The organism is Sphingomonas sp., assembly GCF_036387535.1.
Taxonomy (GTDB): domain Bacteria; phylum Pseudomonadota; class Alphaproteobacteria; order Sphingomonadales; family Sphingomonadaceae; genus Sphingomonas_R.
The window spans coordinates 39,476-60,590 of the sequence record NZ_DASVTO010000115.1 but is presented as its reverse complement, the minus strand read 5'-3'; the positions used below and the strand labels follow the sequence as shown (position 1 = coordinate 60,590).

Sequence of the window (21,115 nt, the reverse complement as noted above, 5' to 3'; positions counted from 1 at the left end):
CACGTGCCGTGATGACGATTTGGGGGGAGGGCGCGAAGAAAGCCTGTCCCGTCAATCGTCCTCGATCGCATAAGGATCGTCGATGCCGATCGCCGCCAGCGCGGTACGCTCGACGGACTCCATCGCATCGCCTTCGGCTTCGTCGATATGATCGTAGCCGAGCAGATGCAGCGTACCGTGGACGATGAGATGGGTGGCGTGGGTTTCCATTGGCACGCCCTTATCCGCAGCTTCGCGCAGACAGACACCGGCGGCGAGCACGATATCGCCGAGCAGGATCTCGCCATCGTCGCTATCGGCGAGCGTTGGTAGAAGATCCGGTTCGACCATCGGAAAGCTGAGCACGTTGGTCGGCCGATCCTTGCCGCGATAGCTCGCGTTCAACGCCTGAACCTCGGCATCGTCGGTGAAGCGCACGGAGATTTCGACCAGGACGGCCATGTCGACCAGCGCCGCGTGCGGGCTGTGGCGAAGGGCAGTGTTCACGGCGCGATCGGCCAGCGCCTGCCAGTCGGTGGCGCCGGACCAGCCTTCCTCCGGAGAGATGGCGACCTCAATCATGACGGGAGCCCCCCTTTCCTTGTGAGGAAGGAGGCGCCTGACGATCACGCATCGTCGGGACCTTCATAGGCCTGGACGATGCGGCTGACGATCGGGTGGCGGACCACGTCGGCCGCACCGAAGCGCACGGTCGCGATGCCCTGCACACCCTCCAGCCTGCGGACCGCGTCGGCGAGGCCGGACTGGCCGACGCCGGGCAGGTCGATCTGCCGCGGATCGCCGCAGACGACCATGCGGCTGTTCATGCCGAAACGCGTCAGGAACATCTTCATCTGCGCGATGGTGGTGTTCTGCGCCTCGTCCAGGATGATGAACGCGTCGGACAGGGTGCGGCCGCGCATGAAGGCAATCGGTGCGATCTCGATCTCGCCACTGGCGATGCGGCGTTCGACCTGCTCGTTGGGCAGCATATCGTAGAGCGCGTCGTAGAGTGGACGGAGATAGGGATCGACCTTCTCCTTCATGTCGCCGGGCAGGAAGCCGAGCCGCTCGCCCGCCTCCACCGCGGGGCGCGAGAGGATCAACCGCTGGACCGATCCGTTGATCAGCTGCTGAACGGCCTGCGCCACCGCCAGATAGGTCTTGCCGGTGCCCGCCGGGCCGAGCGCGAAGATCACATCGTCGCGGCCCAGCGCCTCCATGTAACCGATCTGGGTGCCGGTACGCGGGACGATCGTCTTCTTGCGCGTGCGGATCATCACCGGCGGGGTGTCACCCGCGTCCGCGCGGATGATCCCTTCCAGCGTCGGTTCCGCCGACATCTGGATGATGCCGTCGACCATGCCGGCATCGACATCCTGCCCCTGCACGATGCGGTTGTAGAGGCCGGTGAGGATTTCGCGCGCGCGCGCCGCGGCCTCTGCCTCGCCCTCGATCTGGATCTTGTTGCCGCGGGCCGACATGTAGACGCCCAGCTTGCTTTCGATCGCGATCAGATTCTGGTCATATTGCCCGAACAACCGTCCGAGCAGTTGCGGCTTGTCGAACAGGATCTCCAGCCGGGCGCGTTCGCCCGCGCGGGCCTGCACCGGTTTACGCGACATGGACGCTCGTCATCTGCGTTGCACTCCGTCAGCCACCGGGGACTCCGGCCGGCCTGATGCTAACCGAGATGGGGGGTGCGGGGGAAATGCGAAAGTGCTGCTGTGGGTTGGTCGGACGGTTGCCGACAGGTCCGATCGTCTGGACGCGCTAGACCGCTGCGCCGCCGACGCTGTTGGGTCCCGCCGAGACGATCGCGACGTCGACCATCGCGCCGATGGGAGCGTCGGTTTCCAGGTGGACGGATTGTAGCCAGGGCGATTTGCCGATCCGCTGGCCGGGTTTGCGGCCGTTGCGTTCGATCAGGATGCGGGTGCGGCGACCAACGGTGGTCTGATTGAACGCAGTCGCCTGTTCCCAGATCAATGCCTGGAGCATGTGGAGGCGGGCATCCATCACGGATTCGGGAACCGGGTCCGCCATCGTCGCGGCGGGGGTGCCGGGGCGCGGACTGTATTTGAAGCTGAAAGCCTGCGCATGTCCGACCTGACGCACCAGATCGAGCGTCTGTTCGAAATCGGCGTCGGTTTCGCCGGGAAAGCCGACGATGAAGTCCCCGGAGACGGCGATGTCGGGCCGGGCCGCGCGAACGCGATCGAGGATGCGCAGATAGCTGTCGCGCGTATGGCTGCGGTTCATGGCCTTCAGGATGCGGTCGGACCCCGCCTGAACCGGAAGATGCAGGAACGGCATCAGCTTTTCGACGTCGCGGTGCGCGTCGATCAAGCCTTGCGTCATGTCGTTCGGGTGGCTGGTGGTATAGCGGATGCGCTCCAGCGCGGGCAGGCGATCGAGTTCGGCGATCAGGCGGTCGAGCCCGCCGCTGCGCCCGGCCGCGTCGGTGCCGGTCCAGGCGTTGACGTTCTGGCCAAGCAGCGTGATTTCGCGGGCGCCGGCATCGACCAGCGCCCTGGCCTCATCGACGACCTGCGTCCAACGCCGGGACACCTCCGCACCGCGCGTGTAGGGCACGACGCAATAGGTGCAGAACTTGTCGCACCCTTCCTGCACCGTCAGGAACGCGCTGGGCCCCTGGCGGCGGCGGGCCGGCAGTTGTTGGAACTTCGACAGCGCCGGCATGTCGGTGTCGAGCGCGCGGCGGCCAGTGGCGGCCTCCGCCACCATGGCAGGCAGGCGGTGATAGGCTTGCGGGCCCACCACGATATCGACGCTGGGCGCGCGGCGGGGAATCTCCGCGCCTTCGGCCTGCGCGACGCAGCCGGCAACGGCAATCATCGGCGTGCTGCCGTCCGCACGTTTCAGCCGGCCGATATCGGAATATACCTTCTCCGCGGCCCGTTCGCGAATATGGCAGGTGTTGAGGACGACCAGATCGGCATCCCCGATCTCGGCCGCCGCCGTCAGCCCCTCGGCCTCCAGCAATTCCGCCATACGGGTGCCGTCATAGGCGTTCATCTGACAGCCGAAGGATTTGACGTGGAAGGAGCGGGGCGGGGCGTTCATCGGCGCGCTATAGGGCATCGCGTCGCGGACACCTAGCCCGCTTCTACCCGCCGAGACGCGCGACGATCGCGGCGCGGGCATCGGCCGCCAGTTGCTTGCGGTCGGCCGAGGGCGGTAACGGATCGAGGAAGTGGAGCGTGATCGGGATGCGGCCGGCGCGCGTGATCAGCCGGCGGGCGACCTGTGGAGCGGACTCCTCGTCCTTCCATGCGATTTCGGGTGCAAGCGCGCCATAATCGATCGCGACCGGCTGGACCCGGACGCCGGTCGCGGTGGCGGCGGCGATCAGAGCGGCGCGGAACGGCCTGAGCGTGGTGCCGTCGTTAGTCGTGCCTTCGGGAAACAGCGCGACCGGCCGGCCGGCGGCAAGCGCGTGGGTCAGGGCATCGGCCTGGCTGCGCGCGGTGGTCCGGCTGGTATGCGCGATGAAGATCGTGCCGCCGAGCCGCGCCAGCCAACCGACGACCGGCCAGCGGGCGACCGCGTCCTTCGATACGAACGCCGTGCCGGTGGCGCCGCCCAGGCCGAGGATATCGAACCAGGACAGATGGTTGGCCACGAACAGCACGTCACGGTCCAGTGGCCGGCCCAGGATCCCGATGTCGGCCCCCAGTGCGCGGGCCGCACCGGCCAGAAAGCGCTGAACCCAGATGCGTTGCCGCCCCGTCAGGTGGCCGAGCGCATGGCCCGCCAGGCAGACGACCAGCACCGCCAGCACGGCCGCAATGCGACCGAAGGCGCGAAGGTTGAGGCGGTTGCCGGCCCACGGCCCGTCACCAGCGGAAGGGCGCATGCTGCGGCGCAGTTCCTAGTGATCGCGGTCCAGCGGAACGCCGTACAACTCCATGCGGTGATCGACGAGGCGGAAGCCCAGTTTCTCGGCGATCTTCTTCTGCAGCAATTCGACCTCGTCATCGATGAACTCGATCACGCGGCCGGACTCGATGTCGATCAGATGATCGTGATGCGTGTCGGGTGCCGCCTCGTAGCGGGCGCGACCGTCGCCGAAATCGTGGCGCGCCAGAATGCCCGCCTCTTCGAACAGGCGAACAGTCCGGTATACGGTGGCGATCGAGATACCCGGATCGATGGCGGCGGCGCGGACATGCAGCGCCTCGACATCGGGATGATCCTCCGCCTCCGACAACACGCGCGCAATCACGCGACGCTGCTCGGTAATCCGGAGCCCCTTTTCCGCGCAAAGCGCCTCGACATCGATCCTGCGGTGCATGGCATCCCTAAGCTTGGGCGTCTGTGGCGGTCCGCCGGATTCGACCGGCCCGTTGTCCAGCCTAGAACATGCCCGCGAGGCGCGAAACCCTTTTAGCCCCGCGCGGGGCGGGTGCCGAGCCCGATCTCCTTCGCCAGCGAACGGCGGCGGTCGGAATAGGCCGGCGCCACCATCGGATAGTCGGCCGGCAGCCCCCAGCGCGCGCGATATTGATCCGGTGTCAGCTTGTAGCGCGACATCAGATAGCGCTTCAGCATCTTCAGCTTTGCCCCGTCTTCCAGGCAGACGATATAGTCATGCTTCACCGATTGCCGGATCGGGACGGCGGGTTCCGGCGGGGTTTCCGGTGCGGCGGCAGGCGTGTCGACGTGCGACAGGGCGCCGTAGACGTCGGCGATCAGCCCCGCGATGGCATCCACCGCCACTTTGTTGAAGGCGACATGCGCCGCAACGATGTCGGCGGTCAACGCGATGAGCGTATCGGCATTGGTACGAGTCATGAACAATCCTGCTGCGCGATCGCTTCGCGGTAGATGATGTTCCCTCCACAAAATCATGATGTCAGAGCAACATGCTTGCGTTGATCTGCATCATGTTTGCGCCAGATCACTTTCCAGCGTGTATGCGTCATGAACCCCGCCGTCCCGCCCGCGATAATAGCCGCGCCGGCAACCGACGACCCGAAAACCCGCTGAGTCGTACAGGTGGCGGGCAGGATTGCCGTCGCGAACCTCCAGAAACAGCTTGCGTGCACCACGTTGGCGAGCCGCATCGCGCACCGATGCGAGCAACAGGTTTCCGACACCCAGGCGCCGATCGCCCGGCCGCACGGCCAGCAGGAGCAGTTCCGCCTCGTCTGCGACGATCCGGCTCAGCGCGAAGCCGACCGGCCGATCGTCGATACGGGCGAGCGTCATCCAGACACCCGGTAGCGAGAGGATGCCGAGGCATTGGCTTTGCGTCCAGGCTTCGCCGAACCGGGGATCGAACGCCTCCGTCATGGTGACCATGACCTCGCCCAGATCGGCGACGCCCGCGTCGCGCAGGACGACCGCCGGCATCATGCGGCGGGTTTCGCATCCGGTGCCCGCCCGTAGATCGGCGTGGCGGGCAAGTGCGTGAACGCCGGTGGCAGGTGCACCGCGTTGGCCGCGATCGGCAGCCGGTCGTCACCATGATGATCGCCCCGCGCCACCAGCAGGGCCGGGGCCCCGGATCCGACGACCAGATCATCCTCCGCAAAGCGTGCGGCGTCAGCCGGCACCAGTGAACGGAGCTCGCCCTGCGCGATCAGCTCCGGTCCGGTGAAGCGCTGCACGAACAGTTCGCCATGTCCGCCGATGATCGCGGCCGTCACGCCGCGGAGCGCCGGATCCTCGACCAGCGCAGTCGCCGCCAGCAGCGCGAGTGCGCTATATCCCTGGACGGGCACCTGCCACGCGAAGGCGAAGGCGCGGGCGGCGGCCAGACCAACGCGCACGCCCGTGAAGCTGCCGGGCCCGCAATCGACCAGGACCGCATCGGGCCGTACATCCCCCAACAGATCATCCACCATCGGGACTAGCCGTTCGGCATGACCGCGACCGACCACCGCATGCCTGGAAGCCAGCACGGTGCCGTTCGCGATCAGCGCCACCGAACAGGCGTCGGTGGCTGCATCGAGCACGAGCACGCGCACGTCAGGCGATTCGATTATAGGCCTCGAACGCCGGACGTGGCAGTCGTTCATGGATGGTCGCGGGGTCGCCATGACCCAGCGTCATGATCAGGTTCGACTGAATATGCGTGCCTGCGAAGAACGCCGCGTCGACCTTGGCGTTGTCGAAGCCCGACATCGGCCCGGTGTCGAAACCGAGCGCCCGCGCGGCCAGAATGACATAGGCGGCCTGCATCGAACTGTTGCGGAGGCCGGCGGTGGCGATCATGTCGGGTTTGCCGGCATACCAGGACCGCGCGTCGGCATGCGGGAACAGTTCGGGCAGATGATCGGGGAAATCCAGATCGGTGCCGATGATCGCCGTGACCGGCGCCTTCAGGATCTTGGGCCCATTGGTGCCGCTTGCCAGCGACGCCAGCGTCGCCTTCGCATCCGCACTGGTGCACCAGACGATCCGCATGGGCAGCATGTTGGCCGATGTCGGCCCCATCTTGGCCAGATCCCAGATGGCGTGCAGATCCGCGTCCGTCACGGGAGCGTCGGTGTAGCCATTATAGCTGCGTGCGGTACGGAACAGTTGATCCAGCGCAGGATCCGGCAGTGCGGTCATGAATCGTCCCCCTTCGTCGCGTCGTCAGGCCGCGCGGACCTCGGTCACTTCGGGCACATAATGTTTCAGCAGGGATTCGATGCCCTGCTTCAGCGTCGCGGTCGATGAAGGGCAGCCGGAACAGGCGCCTTGCATCGCCAGATAGACGACGCCCTTGTCGAACCCGCGATAGACGATGTCGCCGCCGTCGCGCGCCACGGCGGGCCGCACGCGGGTGTCGATGAGATCGCGGATCTGATCGACGATGTCGGCATCCGCGGGATCGTCATTGTAATCGGCATCGACCAGGATCCCGTTCGCGCTGCCGCCGGTGAACAAGGGTGCGCCGCTGGAAAAATGATCGAGCAGGATGCCCAACACCTGTGGCTTCAGGTCGTGCCATTCGCCGCCCGGCGCCGCGGTGACCGATATGAAATCGTGGCCGAAGAACACGCCTTCGACATCGCCCAGCGAAAACAGCGCGGCCGCGAGCGGGGAGGCGTCGGCTTCCTCCGGCTCGGCAAAGTCGCGGGTGCCTGCTTCCATCACCGTACGGCCAGGCAGGAATTTGAGCGTCGCCGGGTTGGGCGTGGGTTCCGTTTCGATCAGCATACCCCGCATGTGGTCCGATGCGCGGGCAGGATCAAGGGTGTTCGAACCGATCAACCACCGCGCCCCAGCCGGGCCATCAACAGCGCCGCGCGCTTGGCCTGGACCGCGATGCTGGGCAGATCCACGGTTTCACCGGGCGCGTGATCGCCGACGCTGTAGGGACCGAGCCCGGCCAGCCCGTCGACATCCTTCGCCACGAACGCGATATCCCCCGCGCCGCGTTTCAGCGGATCGAGCTCCGGCATTTCGGCAAGGCCAAGGTCGCGGTTGACCATGTTCAGTTTTGCCAGGATCGCGCGGTTACCGGCGGTGGGGGCCATCGGTGGATACCCTTCGTCGAACAGGATCTTTGCATCCGTGCCGGGTGCATGGGCGGCAACGATCGCGATCATCCGGGCGCGGACGCGTGCGGTCTGTTCGTCGGACAGGGTGCGGAAATCGCCGCGGGCAGTGGCGACGGCCGGAATGATGTTCGGCTTGCCGGTTGCCGTGCCGCGGACGGCATCGGCATCGAACGCCGCGGTCGCGCCGCCGACCAGCAGCCCGGTGTTGAAGGTCAGGTTCTTTTCCGGAAGCTGCGTCCGGAACGCGGCCAGGATGCGCGCCATCTCGTTGATCGCGCCATCGCCATGCGCGGCGTCGAAGATCAGGCTGCTATGCCCCGTGGTGCCGGTGGTGGTCAGTTGCCAGCTGTTCGAAGACCGCCGCGCGATCGACCCCATGTCGCGGCCATCCTGGCGGACCAGCCCTTCGAAATCGAGCGCAACATCGGCGCGCCTGCCCGCGGCGATCAGGTCGGCACGCGCGATATCGACGGGATCGCCGGTCCGTTCCTCATCGCCGGTCAGGACGATTTCGAAGGTGGCGTCGTCGATCGTGCCAGCGATCTTCATCGCGCGCAACGCGCTCAGCATCACGACCATCCCGCCCTTGTCGTCGCCCACCCCCGGCCCTTCGGCCGTGTCACCGGTGCGCCTGTATGACTGAAACGGGCTGTCTGCTTCGAACACGGTGTCGAGATGGCCGATCAACAGCAGGCGCTTCGTACCCTTGGCGCCCATCCTGGTGGCGATCAGGTGGCCGGCGCGCTTGGTCTGCGGCAACGGTTTCCAGACGACCGTGAAACCCAGCGGTTCGAGTTCGGCACGCAGCATCCGCCCGACCGTTTCGACACCGGCCACGTTCATCGTGCCACTATTCTGGTTCACCAGCCGTTCGAGCAGGGCGATTGCCCGCGGCTGATCCGCATCGACCGCAGCCACGGCCCGCCGTTCCGCAGGCGAAGGCGCCGCCAACGCCGGCAGGGATGTGGCGGCAAGCAGGAGGGCGGCAAAAGGCTTCATCGGACATCCCTTGTCGGCGCAGGCAGAGGTCATCCTTAGCCCGGTCCGGTGTCGAGGTGAACCGCGGGATATGGCAGGGACGGGGGCGGGATGATGTCCTCCGCAGGTTCGCGTGCGCATGGCTCGACAGCAGCATGATGAGATCGGCCTGAGCGGGCTGCGGACCGTGCTCAGCGAGACGCGGTAGTGCGTCCCGATTTCCGCCGCGGTCCCGCTGGCGGCGAGCCCCGCCGTGGCCGACTGCGCACGGGGCACCTGAACCCCTGCGGTTCGATCATGGGCGCGGCCCGTCAATTGCGCAGTCTGGCGATCTGGACGATTGTGCGACAACCAATGTGAAGACCTGCCTTGCCTTTCCATGACAACGCTGCCATATGGCGATCTGCATCGACGGCCGGAACCGGTCGTTAGGGCTAGAGCAGCGTGAATATCTGTCGCTCCAAATGGCAGACCGGCTCCCCCGCTTGGATGCGATCCCCAAGGGCTTCCCCATTCACGCGGGTCGTCACACGAACCCGCTTCGTGTCGTCGGCTGTGCTGGCGCGCGTGGCGTTCTCGCGAAAGCCAGTCATGACGAAATTTTCCGACCTCTACCTTGCCGAGCCGCTGCACAAGGCGCTGGCCGCCAAGGGCTATGAAATCCCGACTCCGATCCAGGCGCAGGCCATTCCGCCGCTGCTCGACGGACGCGACCTGTGCGGCATCGCGCAGACCGGCACCGGCAAGACCGCGGCGTTCGCGCTGCCGTCGCTGCATCGGCTGGCCGCCAATCCGCGCCCGCGTCCGCCCGGCGGATGCCGGATGCTGGTGCTGGCCCCGACGCGGGAACTGGCCAGCCAGATCGCCGAAAGCTTCGTCGATTATGGCAAGTTCATGCGGTTGTCGGTTGCGACCGTGTTCGGAGGCGTGCCGATCGGCAAGCAGATCCGGCAGATGGGTTCAGGCGTCGACATCCTGGTGGCCACGCCGGGCCGGCTGCTCGACCTGATCGATCAGCGCGCGCTCAGCCTGAAGAATGTCGAGATCTTCGTCCTGGACGAGGCCGACCAGATGCTGGACCTGGGCTTCATCCACGCGCTGAAGCGCATCGACCAGCTGCTGCCGACCAAGCGCCAGTCGCTGTTCTTTTCCGCCACCATGCCGAAGGCGATCGCGGAACTGGGCGACCGGTTCCTGACCGATCCAGTAAAGGTATCGGTCGCGCCGCAATCGACGACGGCCGAGCGCGTCGAGCAATATGCGATCCTGTGCAATCAGACCGAAAAAGCCGCGCTGCTGATCATGAAGATCCGCAGCGAACCGATCGACCGCGCGCTGGTATTCAGCCGCACGAAGCACGGCGCGGACAAGATCGTGAAGCATCTGAAGGCATCCGGCATCGGGGCGGAGGCAATCCACGGCAACAAGAGCCAGCCGCAGCGCGAGCGGGCGCTGGGCATGTTCCGGACCGGCGAGATCAAGATCCTGGTGGCGACCGATATCGCCGCGCGCGGGATCGACGTCGGCGGCGTCAGCCATGTGTTCAACTTCGAACTGCCGAACGTGTCCGAGCAATATGTCCACCGCATCGGGCGGACCGCGCGCGCCGGGGCGAGCGGGATCGCGATCGCGTTCGTGGCCGATGACGAAAAGGCTTATCTGCGGTCGATCGAGAAACTGACCCGCGTGAAGATGGAGATGCTGCCGCTGCCGGACAATTTCCTGGCGGAAAAGGCCAAGCTGCCGAAGCCGGCACCGTCCGCGCCCGGCGACGAGCGCCGCGGCGACCGTGGGGCCCCGCGCCGCCACGACGGCCCGGGTGCGCCGTCGGCCGAAAAGCGCCGCTTCCCACCGCGTCGCAGTGGATCGGTCGGCGCGCACAAGGGTGCCGTTCGCAAGGTCGGCGGGCGGTAAGGGTCCTTACTTTCCCTCTCCCGCCGGGAGAGGGAAAGGTGAGGGTAAGTTTCGTGAGGGCGGGTCGCTCTCACCCCCCATGCGCGCGGGCGCATGGGCCGCTCCCTCTCCCGATGGGAGAGGGCTCTATGCGGATTTCGAGCCTTTCACGCGGTGCCAGATGAACCAGACGGCGCCGACCACCAGGACCAGGCCAAGCACCGCATCGACGCGGTGCAGCCAGCCGGACAGCCGCGGATCGGTCTGCCAGCTCTTGCCCAGCGCATGGCCGGCCCAGGCAAGGCCGAAGCACCACGGCCAGGAACCCACGAAGGTGTAGAAGTGGAAACGCCCGAGCGGCATTCGCGCGACCCCGGCCGGAAACGCGATGAACGACCGGATGCCGGGCAGCAGCCGGCAGACCAGCACCGCGATCGACCCGTAGCGGCGGAAGAAATGTTCGGCGCGGTCGAGATCATGTTCGGACATCAGCACGAACCGGCCATAGCGCGCGACGAAACGCCGGCCGCCATGCTTGCCCGCTTCATAGGCGAAGATCGACCCGATGTTGCAGCCGACCGCACCCGCAGTCGCCGCCCAGAACAGGTTAAGCGTGCCGATCGAGGCGAGGTAGCCGGCGAACGGCATGATGATTTCGGACGGCAGCGGGATGCAGGCGCTTTCAATCGCCATCAACCCGGCGACACCCCAATAGCCGGTCGCTGTCATGAAGGCGACGATCCAGGCGGCCACGACCGCGATCAGCTGTTCAAAGAAATGCATGGCGGTATCCTGTTGCGTCAGAAAATGCGGCGTGGTTCGGACGGCGGCGGGCGGGATGCCGATGCCGGATCGGGCGCCCAGCCGGTCATGACCATCAGTTCAAAGGTTTCGGCGCGGCGGCCGTCGAGATCCGCACCTTCGGCGAAGCGCGCGGCCGCGGCGGCAAGTCCGATCCGGGTCAACGGTGCGCGCCCGCCGTCCACCAGCAGGTTCGTCGCCGCCATGCCGCGCAGATCATGGATCAGGCGCAGCGGATCGCCGTAGCGCACCGCCAGGGGTCTGCTGTCCGCGACCGGCAGCGCGAAGCCGGCACGGTGGAGCAGGTCACCGGCGGCGCGCACGTCGATCTGCGGATGGAGGCGGGGTCCGACTCCCCGATCCGCGGCCATGTCCGCCGCCATCATCGTGTCGCGCAGCACGGGCAGGCTACCGGCACCCAAAAAGCCCGCCAGAAACAGACCGTCGGGTTTGAGCACGCGCCGGATGAGCGCCAGTGCGCCGGGAATGTCGCTGACCTGATCCAGCACGCCCGCCGACACGACCAGATCGAAACTCGCGTCCGCAAACGGCAGCCGATCCTCGTCGCATTGCACGCCACCCGCGGCGCTGGCGAACCGAAATCCGGCGTCGGCCGATGTCACGCGCATGCCCCGCAACTTCAACCGCTCCCCCAACCGGCCGTCATGACAGCCGAGGTCGAGGGCGTGATCGAAATGGCGGGTGACATCGTCGAGCCGGTCGAGCAGTTCGTCGCCGATCGCATCGACGAGGAAGGCATGATCGGCGAAGCGTGCGGCGGCACGGTCGCGGCGGGCGCGACGGCGGGCGCGCACGAAGATTTCGGGAGGGGCACTGGCCATGACGGGGCTTGTGCCCGGCCCGATGCCGCCCGACAAGCAGGGATGACCATTGCCAGGGACTTTGCGGCGGCCCTCGTCGGATTTGCGTTGCCGCCGCGCTGCCCCGGATGTGGCATGGTGGTGGCGGGCGACCATCGGTTCTGCCTGAGTTGCTGGCAAGGTCTGGATTTTCTGGGTGGTCCAGCCTGCGCGCGGTGCGGGCGTCCCCTGGCGGAGGCGGAGAGCGGCGCACTGCACTGTGGTGGCTGCCTGGCGCGGCCGCCCGCATTTCACCATGCCGCGGCGGCCGTCGGTTATGGCCCGACCGCACGCACCCTGGCGCTCAAGCTGAAATATGGACGGCGACCGGGCGTCGCGCGGACGATGGCGCGGCTGATGGAACGCCTGTTGCCCGAAAGTGACGATATCCTGCTGGTGCCCGTGCCGCTGCATCGCTGGCGGATCTGGACGCGGGGTTATAATCAATCGGCGCTGATCGCGCGCGCATTGGCACGGCGACGCGGGTTGACGGTCGCGCTGGACGCGGTCGAACGGCATCGCCGGACCCCGCCGCTGCGCGACATGAACCCGACGCAGCGCGCGAAAACGGTCCGCGGCGCGTTTCGCATAGCCGATCCGGCCCGCGTGGCGGGGCGGCGGGTGGTGCTGATCGACGATATCTTTACCACCGGGGCGACCGCCGATGCCTGTGCGCGGGTGTTGATGAAGGCGGGGGCGCAGGAGGTGCGCCTGCTCTGCTGGGCGCGGGTGGTGGTACGCGAAGACGATCCCGTGCGTTGACAAGCCGGACGGAGCGCGACACCGCGCCCGGCAACCCGAGAAAGGAACCGATGATGGCGACCGTCGAAATCTACACCAAGGCGACATGCCCCTACTGCCAGCGCGCCAAACGCCTGCTGGACGGGAAGGGCGTGTCCTATGCCGAAACCGATATCCTGCAACAGCCCGACGCCCGGCCGACGATGATCACGCGCGCCGGCGGCAAGTCGACCGTTCCGCAGATCTTCATCGATGGGCAGCATATCGGCGGGTCGGACGATCTTGCCACGCTGGACCGGACGGGCAAGCTGGACGCGTTGCTGGCCGGCTGATGCGGATCGCGGTCTATCAGAGCCGGACCGGTATCGATCCGCGGGCCAATGCCGATGGGCTGGCAGCCGCGATCGAAGCGGCGCGCGCGGGTGGGGCGGTCATGCTGTTCACGCCGGAGAATGGCAATCTGATCGACCGCGATCGCACGCGCGCGGCCACGCACCGCCGGGCCGAGGCAGACGACCCGGTGCTGGCGGCGGTCCGCGCGGCGGCGGCGCGGACCGGAACCTGGGTGCAACTGGGTTCGATCGGCGTCGATGCGGGGGACGGCCGGATGGCGAACCGGTCGCTGCTGATCGATGGCGATGGTGCGGTCCGCGCGCGGTACGACAAGATGCACCTGTTCGATGTCGACCTGCCGAATGGCGACAGCTGGCGCGAATCGGCGGCATATCGGCCGGGCGACGCAGCGGTGGTGGCCGATAGCCCGGTCGGCCGTCTGGGGCTCAGCATCTGTTACGACCTCCGGTTTCCGGCGTTGTACCAGGCGTTGAGCGATGCCGGCGCGACGATCCTGTCGGTGCCGGCGGCGTTCACCGTGCCGACCGGGCGGGCGCATTGGCACATCCTGCTGCGCGCGCGCGCGATCGAGGCCGGCGCCTATGTCGTCGCCGCGGCGCAGAGCGGGCTGCATGCGGACGGGCGCGAAACCTATGGCCACGCACTGGTGGTCGATCCGTGGGGCGACGTGCTGCTGGACATGGGGGACGCGGTCGGCGTCGGTTTCGCGGAGATCGACCCGGCACGGGTCGCGACGGTTCGCGCGCGGATCCCGGTGCTGGACCATCGCCGCGCGATCGGCGCGGTGCGCGTTGCGCCATGATCGTGTATGATCTGGCATGCCGACCCGGCGGCCATGTGTTCGAGGGCTGGTTCGGGTCGAGCGAGGATTATGACGGACAGCGCGCGCGCGGGCTGCTGTCCTGCCCGATCTGCGGCGCCGATGCCGTCGACAAGGCCGCGATGGCGCCCCGCATTTCGGGGACCGATACGACCCCGGTGATCCGCCCTGATGCCGCAAAGGCGATGTTGGCGGGGCTTGCCCGCGCACAGGCGGAAGCGTTGAAGCGATCCGACGATGTCGGTGACCGTTTTGCCAGCGAAGCGCGCGCGATCCATGATGGCGACCGTCCCGACCGGCCGATCCACGGCCGCGCCACACTGGCCGAAGCGCAATCGCTGGTGGCGGACGGGATCCCGGTGATGCCGTTGCCGCTGCCTGTGCGTAGCCCCAAGACCGAGAACTGATCCGCCGCATGCGTACCGATATCTTCGATTTCGACCTGCCGCCCGACCGCATCGCGCTGCGCCCCGCGGTGCCGCGCGACGCCGCGCGGTTGCTGGCGGTGGAGGGGGACGGGATGCGCGACACGGTGGTGCGCGCGCTTCCCGAACTGTTGCGCGCCGGCGACCTGCTGGTGTTCAACGATACCCGCGTGCTGCCCGCGCAGCTGGAGGGGCGGCGGGGCGATGCGGCGATCGGCGCCACGTTGCACAAGCGGGCGGGGCTGCGATCGTGGCACGCATTCGTGCGCAATGCCAAGCGGGTCCGCACCGGCGATGTCATCGCGTTCGGCCAGGACGTGTCCGCCATTGCGGGTGAGAAGGCGGCGGACGGATCGATCCTGCTGACCTTCACGGGCGACGAGCCGGTCGAGCTTCTGCTGGAGCGTGCAGGGCGAATGCCGTTGCCGCCCTATATCGCGGCGCGGCGCCCGGCCGATGCGCAGGACCGCACGGATTATCAGACGATGTTCGCGCGTGAGGAAGGCGCCGTCGCCGCCCCGACCGCGGCACTGCATTTCACGCCGGCGCTGATGGAGCAGTTGGCGGCGCGGGGCATCGACCATGCCACGCTGACCCTGCACGTCGGGGCGGGTACCTTCCTGCCGATGAAGGCGGACGATACCGACGATCATGTCATGCACGCCGAATGGGGCCGGATCGATGCCGCCACCGCCGATCGGCTGAACGCGGTGCGGGCGAGCGGCGGCCGCGTGATCGCCGTCGGCACCACCAGCCTGCGCCTGATCGAAAGCGCGACCGGCGTTGACCGGATCGTCCGGCCGTTTGCGGGCGACACCTCGATCTTCATCACCCCTGGCTACATGTTCAAGGGCATCGACGGGTTGCTGACCAACTTCCACCTTCCGAAATCGACGCTGTTCATGCTGGTGTCCGCGCTGATGGGTACCGCCCGCATGCACGCCGCCTATGCCCATGCGATCGCAACCGGATATCGTTTCTATTCCTACGGCGACGCGAGCCTGTTGCTGCCATAGGCACCGTCAACGATCTGGCAAAAACCCGCCGATGGCCGTAGAGCCCGGCCCATGACCGCCGGACCCCGTTTCGCCTTTTCGATCCACGCCACTGACGGCGCCGCGCGTACCGGGACGATCGCGATGCGGCGCGGGGAGATCCGGACGCCGGCGTTCATGCCGGTCGGCACGGCCGCGACCGTGAAGGCGATGAAACCGGCGGACGTGCGGGCGACTGGTGCGGACGTGTTGCTGGGCAACACCTATCACCTGATGCTGCGGCCAAGTGCAGAGCGGGTGGCGCGGCTGGGCGGACTGCACCGGTTCATGGGGTGGGACCGCCCGATCCTGACCGACAGCGGCGGGTATCAGGTGATGAGCCTGTCCGAACTGACCAAGCAGTCGGAGGACGGTGTCGCGTTCAAGAGCCATATCGATGGATCGCGCCACATGATCACCCCGGAACGGTCGATGGAAATCCAGCGGCTGCTGGGATCCGACATCGTGATGGCGTTCGACGAATGCACGCCGCACCCCGCCACGCAGGACCGTGCGGCGGCGTCGATGGAACGATCGATGCGCTGGGCGAAACGATCGCGCGACGGGTTCGACAGCGGTGTCGACCATGCCGCCGGCGCGGCGCTGTTCGGAATCCAGCAGGGATCGATGGACCGCGACCTGCGCGCGGTATCTGCGGGGAAGCTGATCGACATCGGCTTCGATGGCTATGCGGTCGGCGGACTGGCGGTGGGAGAGGGGCAGGCGCAGATGTTCGCCGTGCTGGATTTCGCCCCCGGACAGCTGCCGGAGGACAAGCCCCGTTATCTGATGGGCGTGGGCAAGCCGGACGACATCGTCGGTGCGGTCGAGCGCGGGATCGACATGTTCGATTGCGTGATGCCGACGCGGTCCGGGCGGACCGGGCAGGCGTTCACCCGCGACGGACCGATCAACATCCGCAACGCCCGTTTCACCGAGGATCGCGGCCCGCTGGATCCCGAATGCGGATGCGCGGTGTGCGGCACCTGGGAACGCGCCTATATCCACCATCTGGTCCGATCGGACGAGATCTTGGGCGCGATGCTGATGACCGAGCATAATCTGGCATTCTACCAGCAATTGATGGCGGATCTGCGCGCCGCGATCGGCGCCGGCACGCTCCGGTCCTATGCCGACGCGTTCCGCGCGCGCTATGTCCGGATCAAGGAGCCGGCGGATGTCGCGTAGATATCGGGTGGTCTTTCAGAAGAAGACCCTGATCGAGGCCCTGTTCGCCGGGCGCAGCTATACCGACTGGTATGTCGCGCAGTGCCGGCGGCTGATCTTCTGGTCGAAGATCGGCATCTACCCGTCGCGGGAAGCGGCGGAGGCGGCATGCGAACAGCATGCGGGCGGGACGCTGATCGCGGAAAATGCCCGCATCGTGTCGGAGTTCGAGCGCAAGGACTGAGCCGGTCAGATTTCGTCCTTCACTTGTCCATGCGCCAGCAGCGCGAACAGGCCGCTTCCGCCGATGATATTGCCCAGCAGCGTGGGCAACAGGAACGCCGCCACCTGACCTGGCGTGGCATGACCGGCAAGCAGCAGCAGGAACGCTTCGTCCGATCCCACCACGACATGGCCGAAATCGCCCAGCGCGATACCGTATGTCACCGCGATGATCACCCAGAACGCGCTTTCCCGCGCGCCGATCAGTACCCAGGGAATGGATGCGATGAGGAAGCCGGCCGGGATGGCGAGGCCGATGTTGGTCACCGCATCATGTTTCAGGATCGCGGCCGACAGATCGAGCATGGCGCTCAGCTGTTCCGGGGTGGCAATCACGCCGTGAACGGCGAGCAGCGCCGCCAGGAAGGTGCCGATCAGATTGGCGATCAGGACGATCGACCAAAGCCGGAGCGTCCGGCCGAACGCAGCCAAGGTCGGGCGTTTGACCAGCGGCAGGACCGCGGTCACCGTACTTTCGGTGAACAGCTGCAGCCGCCCGAGGATGAGGATCACGAAGCCGAAGCTGTAGCCGAAATCAGACACCACGCCGCGCCACGGCGTGTTGGGCAGCGCCGCATGCAGCGCGGCCTGCGCGATGATCGACAGGTGGATGGCAAGACCAGCGGCCAGGCCGGAGAAGAACAGCGACCCGATCGGGCGCTTCAGCTCTTCCTCGCCCTGTTCGACCAACACCGCGTGCAGCACGCGTGCGGGTGGCGCGGTGCGGTCTTCGGCCTGGGCGGTCTCGTCATCGTCGAGCGCCGGGTTGGGTCTGTGGTCCATGTCGCTGTCCCTGTCCCTGTCCTGAACGGACTGGAACGGCGGAGATGCCGTGCCGGGTCCGTCAGTCCGCAGACGGCGTCGTGAGCGCGACCGACAGGAACGCCGGGAAGGGTCCGTTCCAACCCTCGTCCGGACCATCGTCGCGGTCCTGAACAGGCCGGACCGGGGCCGGGCGGGCCGAAGATGGGGGCATCACCGGGGCAGGGGAGACGGGGGTCGGGCGGGCCGGACGCTCTTCGCGCGCCGGACGCTGCGGGGTGGGTGCGACGGCCTCGACCGGTGCCGACGGTTCCGCAGGGGCCGGGCGATCGCCCCGGGTGCGGCGGCGCGGCGGCCGGACGGGTTCAGCCGGGGATGCCGGCGCGTCCGGTTCGGGTACCGCCACCGGCGCCTTGCCGACCCGTTCGATCTTCGACTTGGTCAGCTTTTCGATGTTGGCGACGGCCTCGGCATCGTCGGGCGTGACGAGACTGAACGCCTTTCCAGTCGCACCCGCCCGCCCGGTACGACCGATGCGGTGGACATAGTCGTCCGGATGCCAGGGGATGTCATAGTTGAAGACATGGCTGACCCCCTTGATGTCGAGCCCGCGTGCCGCGACGTCGGACGCGACCAGGATGTTGATCGTGCCGTCCTTGAACCGGTCGAGTTCGCGCAGGCGTTCGGCCTGTTCCATGTCGCCGTGGATCTGCCCGGCCTTCATGCCCGAACGCTGCAGATGCTCGGCCAGATCGCGGACGGTGGTCTTGCGGTTGGAGAAGATGATCGCGGTGCGGACATCCTCCGCCGCCAGCAACGCCTTCAGCGTATCGCGCTTGCCGCGCGCGGTGGTTTCCACCAGCCGCTGTTCGATCAGCAGGTTGTTCATGCCGGCCCGCGCGACCTCGATCTGCTTCGGGTTCGACAGAAAACGATCGGCCAGCTTCTTGATCGGCGCCGGCATGGTCGCCGAAAACAGCAAGGTCTGGCGCGTGGTCGGCAATTTGGTGCAGATTTCCTCGATATCGGGGATGAACCCCATGTCGAGCATCCGATCCGCCTCGTCGATCACCAGGATCGAACAGCCCGACAGCAGGATCTTGCCCCGCTTGAACAGGTCCATCAGCCGGCCGGGCGTCGCGATCAGCACATCGACGCCCTTGGCGAGCGCCGCGGTCTGATCGCCCATCGACACGCCACCGATCAGCAGGGCCATGGAAAGCTTGTGATATTTCCCGTATTTCTCGAAATTCTCGGCCACCTGGGCCGCCAGTTCACGGGTCGGTTCCAGGATCAGCGAGCGCGGCATCATCGCGCGGGCGCGACCATGCGCCAGCACGTCGATCATCGGCAGCACGAACGACGCGGTCTTGCCGGTTCCGGTCTGCGCGATGGCGATCAGATCGCGGTTCATGAGCACGGGCGGGATCGCCTGCGCCTGCACCGGCGTCGGCTCGGTGTAGCCGGACTCGGTCACGGCGCGCAGCGTTTCTTCGGAGAGGCCGAGATCGGCAAAGGTCATGGGCGATCCGGATAATAGAGCGACCGCAGGGTGCGCGATCCGCGGACGCAGATGGCTATGACCGAGCGCCAAGGATTGTCAAGTTTGCCGGAGCGTCACGACAGCGCGGGCGCCGCGGTGTCATAAAAAACCCCGGCAAGCCATCAGGGCTGCCGGGGCTTTTCATGGTGGGCGTGGCAAGGATTGAACTTGCGACCCCTGCGATGTCAACACAGTGCTCTACCACTGAGCTACACGCCCGCCGTGGGAGGGCGTCTAGCCGGGGGCGGGGGAGGACGCAAGCGCGTTGCGACGGAAAAGTTGCGCGCGCGCGGGTTACAGGCCGGTGGCGGATCCCACTTCGAACATGCGGTCAACCTCCATCACCAGATCGCGCAGGTGGAAGGGTTTGGACAGGACGCGCGCGTTCGGGGGGGTCTGCTGCCCCTTCAGCGCGACGGCGGCAAAGCCGGTGATGAACATGACGCGCATGCGCGGGTTGAGCACGGCGGCACGCTGCGCCAGTTCGATGCCGTCCATTTCCGGCATGACGATATCGGTCAGCAGCAGGTCGAACACCTCGTTTTCCAGGAGCGGCAGCGCGGCGGTGCCGCGGTCGACCGACACGACGGCATAGCCCGAACGCTCCAGCGCGCGCGCCAGATATTCGCGCATCGAGGCATCGTCCTCGGCCAGCAAGATCCGCATCATGAGTGTCGATTCCAGCGCTTGATCATCCACGGATGCTTATGCCTGCAAGCCTTAAGATTTTCCATGGGGACCGGCGCGCAAAAAGCGGCGGGATGCCCGGACCTTGCGATCATGGTGGCGGCCGGTTGGAAATCGGCGCGGGGGCCGCTATCCCCGGTTCATGAACGCGCCGCCCTTTCGCCGGATCGGTCCCGTGGTGCCGCGGACGCCGGTTGTGATCGCGGTGCCGCATGCGGGGCGGCATTATCCCGACGCCCTGGCGGCGGCGGCGCGGGTGCCGATCGACCGGTTGGTGGCACTGGAGGACCGCCATGTCGACCAGCTGATCGACGATGCGGTGGCGGGCGGGGCAACGGCGATCGTCGCCGTGACGGCGCGGGCCTGGATCGACCTGAACCGTCATCCGAGCGAAGTCGACCCGACGATGATCGCGCCGCAGCCAGCGGCGATGCTGGTCCGCGACGGCCCGCGCATCCGCGCCGGGCTTGGCCTGGTGCCGCGCCGCATAGCGGGGGTGGGCGAGATCCTGAGCGGACGGATCGCGGCGGATGACCTGGCCGAGCGGATCGCGACGGTGCATCGCCCCTATCATGCGGCGCTGGCGGATGCGCTGGCCAGCGCGCGAACGGCGCATGGCGTGGCCGTCCTGCTCGACCTGCATTCGATGCCGCCGCTGCGCGGTGGCGATAGCGGGGTGGAGATCGTGGTCGGGGACCTGAACGGGACCAGCGCCGCGCAGGACATCACCACCGCCCTGCTGGATGCGGCGCGTACCGCCGGATATCGCGCGACGCGCAATCGCCCCTATGCCGGCGGGCACGGCGTGGCGGAACATGGCCGGCCGCGCGTCGGGGTCCATGCCGTCCAGCTCGAAATCTGCCGGACGGCCTATCTGGATGGCGCGCTGGATCGGCCGGGGGCGGGGCTGGCACGGGCACGGGCGTTTGTGGCCGCGGTCTACAGCCGGTTGTCGGCGGCATTGCCGCATGGTCACGGGGCACATCAGGCCGCCGAATGAGCCAAAAAAAACCACCCCATGCGGTTCGCATGGAGTGGCCAAGGTTCAGGGAGGAAACATACCCCAGGGGAGAGGTATGCTCATGCCGGACCGTGAAAGGGGGGAAACACGGTCTGACAATTCGAAGATAGGGCCGCGCCAGATCGTTTCAAGGGAAAATATGTGCGCTGCGGCAGACGGTTGTGGATCGGGGGATGGGCCGAGTGTTTTCGCCCGTTGCCGGCCGACGAACCGCGATTCAGCAGAAGGGCCCGGCGATCACCACCGCC

Annotated in this window: 25 protein-coding genes and 1 tRNA gene; 9 read left to right on the top strand and 17 right to left on the bottom strand. The window is 67.1% G+C overall.

The features are described 5' to 3' along the window. Positions 1–51: 51 nt before the first annotated feature. The 11 genes from ybeY to VF649_RS10910 all read right to left on the bottom strand — a co-directional run bounded on the left by ybeY (position 52) and on the right by VF649_RS10910 (position 8,498). Positions 52–561 (bottom strand): rRNA maturation RNase YbeY, encoded by a 510-nt coding sequence (gene ybeY, locus VF649_RS10960; protein ID WP_331011991.1) that lies wholly within the window; start codon positions 559–561, stop codon positions 52–54. 44 nt (positions 562–605) lie between these two features. Continuing rightward, a complete protein-coding gene (locus tag VF649_RS10955; RefSeq protein WP_331011990.1) occupies positions 606–1,604 on the bottom strand; it encodes a PhoH family protein in 999 nt (332 codons plus the stop codon). A 148-nt stretch (positions 1,605–1,752) separates the two neighbouring features. Next, on the bottom strand, positions 1,753–3,066 hold the full coding sequence (miaB, locus tag VF649_RS10950; protein WP_331011989.1) for a tRNA (N6-isopentenyl adenosine(37)-C2)-methylthiotransferase MiaB: 1,314 nt from the start codon (positions 3,064–3,066) through the stop codon (positions 1,753–1,755). Between the two features lie 43 nt (positions 3,067–3,109). Continuing rightward, a complete protein-coding gene (locus VF649_RS10945) occupies positions 3,110–3,859 on the bottom strand; it encodes a lysophospholipid acyltransferase family protein (RefSeq protein ID WP_331011988.1) in 750 nt (249 codons plus the stop codon). A 15-nt stretch (positions 3,860–3,874) separates the two neighbouring features. Then, positions 3,875–4,297 carry a Fur family transcriptional regulator gene (locus VF649_RS10940; protein ID WP_331011987.1) on the bottom strand — a complete coding sequence of 141 codons (423 nt, stop codon included), beginning with the start codon at positions 4,295–4,297 and terminating at the stop codon, positions 3,875–3,877. A 92-nt stretch (positions 4,298–4,389) separates the two neighbouring features. After that, positions 4,390–4,797, bottom strand: a complete 408-nt coding sequence (locus tag VF649_RS10935) for a MucR family transcriptional regulator (RefSeq protein WP_331011986.1) — start codon at positions 4,795–4,797, stop codon at positions 4,390–4,392. Positions 4,798–4,887: 90 nt separating this feature from the next. Beyond that, positions 4,888–5,358: a GNAT family N-acetyltransferase gene (locus tag VF649_RS10930; protein ID WP_331011985.1), complete on the bottom strand. Its 471-nt coding sequence runs from the start codon at positions 5,356–5,358 to the stop codon at positions 4,888–4,890. Next, positions 5,358–5,975, bottom strand: a complete 618-nt coding sequence (gene tsaB, locus VF649_RS10925; RefSeq protein WP_331011984.1) for a tRNA (adenosine(37)-N6)-threonylcarbamoyltransferase complex dimerization subunit type 1 TsaB — start codon at positions 5,973–5,975, stop codon at positions 5,358–5,360. Before tsaB ends, VF649_RS10930 begins: the two co-directional genes overlap by 1 nt. A gap of 1 nt (position 5,976) precedes the next feature. Continuing rightward, the gene (locus VF649_RS10920) at positions 5,977–6,564 is read right to left on the bottom strand and encodes a malonic semialdehyde reductase (protein ID WP_331011983.1); all 588 of its coding nucleotides are present in this window, start codon (positions 6,562–6,564) and stop codon (positions 5,977–5,979) included. Between the two features lie 24 nt (positions 6,565–6,588). Continuing rightward, positions 6,589–7,155: a NifU family protein gene (locus VF649_RS10915; RefSeq protein ID WP_331011982.1), complete on the bottom strand. Its 567-nt coding sequence runs from the start codon at positions 7,153–7,155 to the stop codon at positions 6,589–6,591. Between the two features lie 50 nt (positions 7,156–7,205). Continuing rightward, positions 7,206–8,498, bottom strand: coding sequence for a M20/M25/M40 family metallo-hydrolase (locus VF649_RS10910; RefSeq protein ID WP_331011981.1), 1,293 nt, complete (start codon positions 8,496–8,498; stop codon positions 7,206–7,208). A 570-nt stretch (positions 8,499–9,068) separates the two neighbouring features. On the opposite strand from VF649_RS10910, the gene VF649_RS10905 reads away from it, so the two are divergent. Further along, on the top strand, positions 9,069–10,391 hold the full coding sequence (locus VF649_RS10905; RefSeq protein ID WP_331011980.1) for a DEAD/DEAH box helicase: 1,323 nt from the start codon (positions 9,069–9,071) through the stop codon (positions 10,389–10,391). 126 nt (positions 10,392–10,517) lie between these two features. On the opposite strand, the gene VF649_RS10900 is transcribed toward VF649_RS10905, so the two are convergent. Together VF649_RS10900 and VF649_RS10895 are read right to left on the bottom strand one after the other, a co-directional pair. Further along, positions 10,518–11,153: a DedA family protein gene (locus VF649_RS10900; protein ID WP_331011979.1), complete on the bottom strand. Its 636-nt coding sequence runs from the start codon at positions 11,151–11,153 to the stop codon at positions 10,518–10,520. Positions 11,154–11,170: 17 nt separating this feature from the next. Next, positions 11,171–12,013, bottom strand: a complete 843-nt coding sequence (locus VF649_RS10895) for a methyltransferase domain-containing protein (RefSeq protein ID WP_331011978.1) — start codon at positions 12,011–12,013, stop codon at positions 11,171–11,173. Between the two features lie 42 nt (positions 12,014–12,055). Between VF649_RS10895 and VF649_RS10890 the strand changes: the two genes are divergently transcribed. The 7 genes from VF649_RS10890 to VF649_RS10860 are packed head-to-tail and all read left to right on the top strand — an operon-like array spanning position 12,056 to position 16,816. Next, complete coding sequence (locus VF649_RS10890) at positions 12,056–12,793, top strand: ComF family protein (protein WP_331011977.1); 738 nt, start codon at positions 12,056–12,058, stop codon at positions 12,791–12,793. Between the two features lie 53 nt (positions 12,794–12,846). After that, a complete protein-coding gene (gene grxC, locus VF649_RS10885; RefSeq protein ID WP_331011976.1) occupies positions 12,847–13,104 on the top strand; it encodes a glutaredoxin 3 in 258 nt (85 codons plus the stop codon). Further along, positions 13,104–13,928 carry a carbon-nitrogen hydrolase family protein gene (locus VF649_RS10880; protein ID WP_331011975.1) on the top strand — a complete coding sequence of 275 codons (825 nt, stop codon included), beginning with the start codon at positions 13,104–13,106 and terminating at the stop codon, positions 13,926–13,928. The genes grxC and VF649_RS10880 overlap by 1 nt, the downstream gene beginning before the upstream one ends. Next, positions 13,925–14,353, top strand: coding sequence for a DUF1178 family protein (locus tag VF649_RS10875; RefSeq protein WP_331011974.1), 429 nt, complete (start codon positions 13,925–13,927; stop codon positions 14,351–14,353). The genes VF649_RS10880 and VF649_RS10875 overlap by 4 nt, the downstream gene beginning before the upstream one ends. Positions 14,354–14,361: 8 nt before the next feature. Further along, positions 14,362–15,387 carry a tRNA preQ1(34) S-adenosylmethionine ribosyltransferase-isomerase QueA gene (gene queA / locus VF649_RS10870; RefSeq protein WP_331011973.1) on the top strand — a complete coding sequence of 342 codons (1,026 nt, stop codon included), beginning with the start codon at positions 14,362–14,364 and terminating at the stop codon, positions 15,385–15,387. A 51-nt stretch (positions 15,388–15,438) separates the two neighbouring features. Then, on the top strand, positions 15,439–16,593 hold the full coding sequence (gene tgt, locus VF649_RS10865; RefSeq protein WP_331011972.1) for a tRNA guanosine(34) transglycosylase Tgt: 1,155 nt from the start codon (positions 15,439–15,441) through the stop codon (positions 16,591–16,593). Beyond that, entirely contained in the window at positions 16,583–16,816 is a 234-nt protein-coding gene (locus VF649_RS10860) for a hypothetical protein (protein ID WP_331011971.1), read from the top strand. Before tgt ends, VF649_RS10860 begins: the two co-directional genes overlap by 11 nt. Positions 16,817–16,821: 5 nt before the next feature. Here VF649_RS10860 and VF649_RS10855 read toward each other — a convergent pair whose 3' ends face one another. The 4 genes from VF649_RS10855 to cpdR form a co-directional block, all read right to left on the bottom strand. Next, complete coding sequence (locus tag VF649_RS10855) at positions 16,822–17,637, bottom strand: formate/nitrite transporter family protein (RefSeq protein ID WP_331011970.1); 816 nt, start codon at positions 17,635–17,637, stop codon at positions 16,822–16,824. A gap of 61 nt (positions 17,638–17,698) precedes the next feature. After that, positions 17,699–19,138 (bottom strand): DEAD/DEAH box helicase, encoded by a 1,440-nt coding sequence (locus VF649_RS10850; RefSeq protein WP_331011969.1) that lies wholly within the window; start codon positions 19,136–19,138, stop codon positions 17,699–17,701. A 165-nt stretch (positions 19,139–19,303) separates the two neighbouring features. Then, a tRNA-Val gene (locus VF649_RS10845) sits at positions 19,304–19,378 on the bottom strand. Positions 19,379–19,453: 75 nt separating this feature from the next. Then, on the bottom strand, positions 19,454–19,828 hold the full coding sequence (cpdR, locus tag VF649_RS10840; RefSeq protein WP_331011968.1) for a cell cycle two-component system response regulator CpdR: 375 nt from the start codon (positions 19,826–19,828) through the stop codon (positions 19,454–19,456). A gap of 160 nt (positions 19,829–19,988) precedes the next feature. Here cpdR and VF649_RS10835 point away from each other — a divergent pair, with 160 nt between their 5' ends. Next, positions 19,989–20,846, top strand: coding sequence for an N-formylglutamate amidohydrolase (locus VF649_RS10835; RefSeq protein WP_331011967.1), 858 nt, complete (start codon positions 19,989–19,991; stop codon positions 20,844–20,846). Positions 20,847–21,115: the final 269 nt, after the last annotated feature.

Coding starts and splice junctions, on each gene's coding strand:
- ybeY (WP_331011991.1), bottom strand. CDS start 561: ATGATTGAGGTCGCCATCTCTCCGGAGGAAGGCTGGTCCGGCGCCACC.
- VF649_RS10955 (WP_331011990.1), bottom strand. CDS start 1,604: ATGTCGCGTAAACCGGTGCAGGCCCGCGCGGGCGAACGCGCCCGGCTG.
- miaB (WP_331011989.1), bottom strand. CDS start 3,066: ATGAACGCCCCGCCCCGCTCCTTCCACGTCAAATCCTTCGGCTGTCAG.
- VF649_RS10945 (WP_331011988.1), bottom strand. CDS start 3,859: ATGCGCCCTTCCGCTGGTGACGGGCCGTGGGCCGGCAACCGCCTCAAC.
- VF649_RS10940 (WP_331011987.1), bottom strand. CDS start 4,297: ATGCACCGCAGGATCGATGTCGAGGCGCTTTGCGCGGAAAAGGGGCTC.
- VF649_RS10935 (WP_331011986.1), bottom strand. CDS start 4,797: ATGACTCGTACCAATGCCGATACGCTCATCGCGTTGACCGCCGACATC.
- VF649_RS10930 (WP_331011985.1), bottom strand. CDS start 5,358: ATGCCGGCGGTCGTCCTGCGCGACGCGGGCGTCGCCGATCTGGGCGAG.
- VF649_RS10920 (WP_331011983.1), bottom strand. CDS start 6,564: ATGACCGCACTGCCGGATCCTGCGCTGGATCAACTGTTCCGTACCGCA.
- VF649_RS10915 (WP_331011982.1), bottom strand. CDS start 7,155: ATGCTGATCGAAACGGAACCCACGCCCAACCCGGCGACGCTCAAATTC.
- VF649_RS10910 (WP_331011981.1), bottom strand. CDS start 8,498: ATGAAGCCTTTTGCCGCCCTCCTGCTTGCCGCCACATCCCTGCCGGCG.
- VF649_RS10905 (WP_331011980.1), top strand. CDS start 9,069: ATGACGAAATTTTCCGACCTCTACCTTGCCGAGCCGCTGCACAAGGCG.
- VF649_RS10900 (WP_331011979.1), bottom strand. CDS start 11,153: ATGCATTTCTTTGAACAGCTGATCGCGGTCGTGGCCGCCTGGATCGTC.
- VF649_RS10895 (WP_331011978.1), bottom strand. CDS start 12,013: ATGGCCAGTGCCCCTCCCGAAATCTTCGTGCGCGCCCGCCGTCGCGCC.
- VF649_RS10890 (WP_331011977.1), top strand. CDS start 12,056: ATGACCATTGCCAGGGACTTTGCGGCGGCCCTCGTCGGATTTGCGTTG.
- grxC (WP_331011976.1), top strand. CDS start 12,847: ATGGCGACCGTCGAAATCTACACCAAGGCGACATGCCCCTACTGCCAG.
- VF649_RS10880 (WP_331011975.1), top strand. CDS start 13,104: ATGCGGATCGCGGTCTATCAGAGCCGGACCGGTATCGATCCGCGGGCC.
- VF649_RS10875 (WP_331011974.1), top strand. CDS start 13,925: ATGATCGTGTATGATCTGGCATGCCGACCCGGCGGCCATGTGTTCGAG.
- queA (WP_331011973.1), top strand. CDS start 14,362: ATGCGTACCGATATCTTCGATTTCGACCTGCCGCCCGACCGCATCGCG.
- tgt (WP_331011972.1), top strand. CDS start 15,439: ATGACCGCCGGACCCCGTTTCGCCTTTTCGATCCACGCCACTGACGGC.
- VF649_RS10860 (WP_331011971.1), top strand. CDS start 16,583: ATGTCGCGTAGATATCGGGTGGTCTTTCAGAAGAAGACCCTGATCGAG.
- VF649_RS10855 (WP_331011970.1), bottom strand. CDS start 17,637: ATGGACCACAGACCCAACCCGGCGCTCGACGATGACGAGACCGCCCAG.
- VF649_RS10850 (WP_331011969.1), bottom strand. CDS start 19,138: ATGACCTTTGCCGATCTCGGCCTCTCCGAAGAAACGCTGCGCGCCGTG.
- cpdR (WP_331011968.1), bottom strand. CDS start 19,828: ATGATGCGGATCTTGCTGGCCGAGGACGATGCCTCGATGCGCGAATAT.
- VF649_RS10835 (WP_331011967.1), top strand. CDS start 19,989: ATGAACGCGCCGCCCTTTCGCCGGATCGGTCCCGTGGTGCCGCGGACG.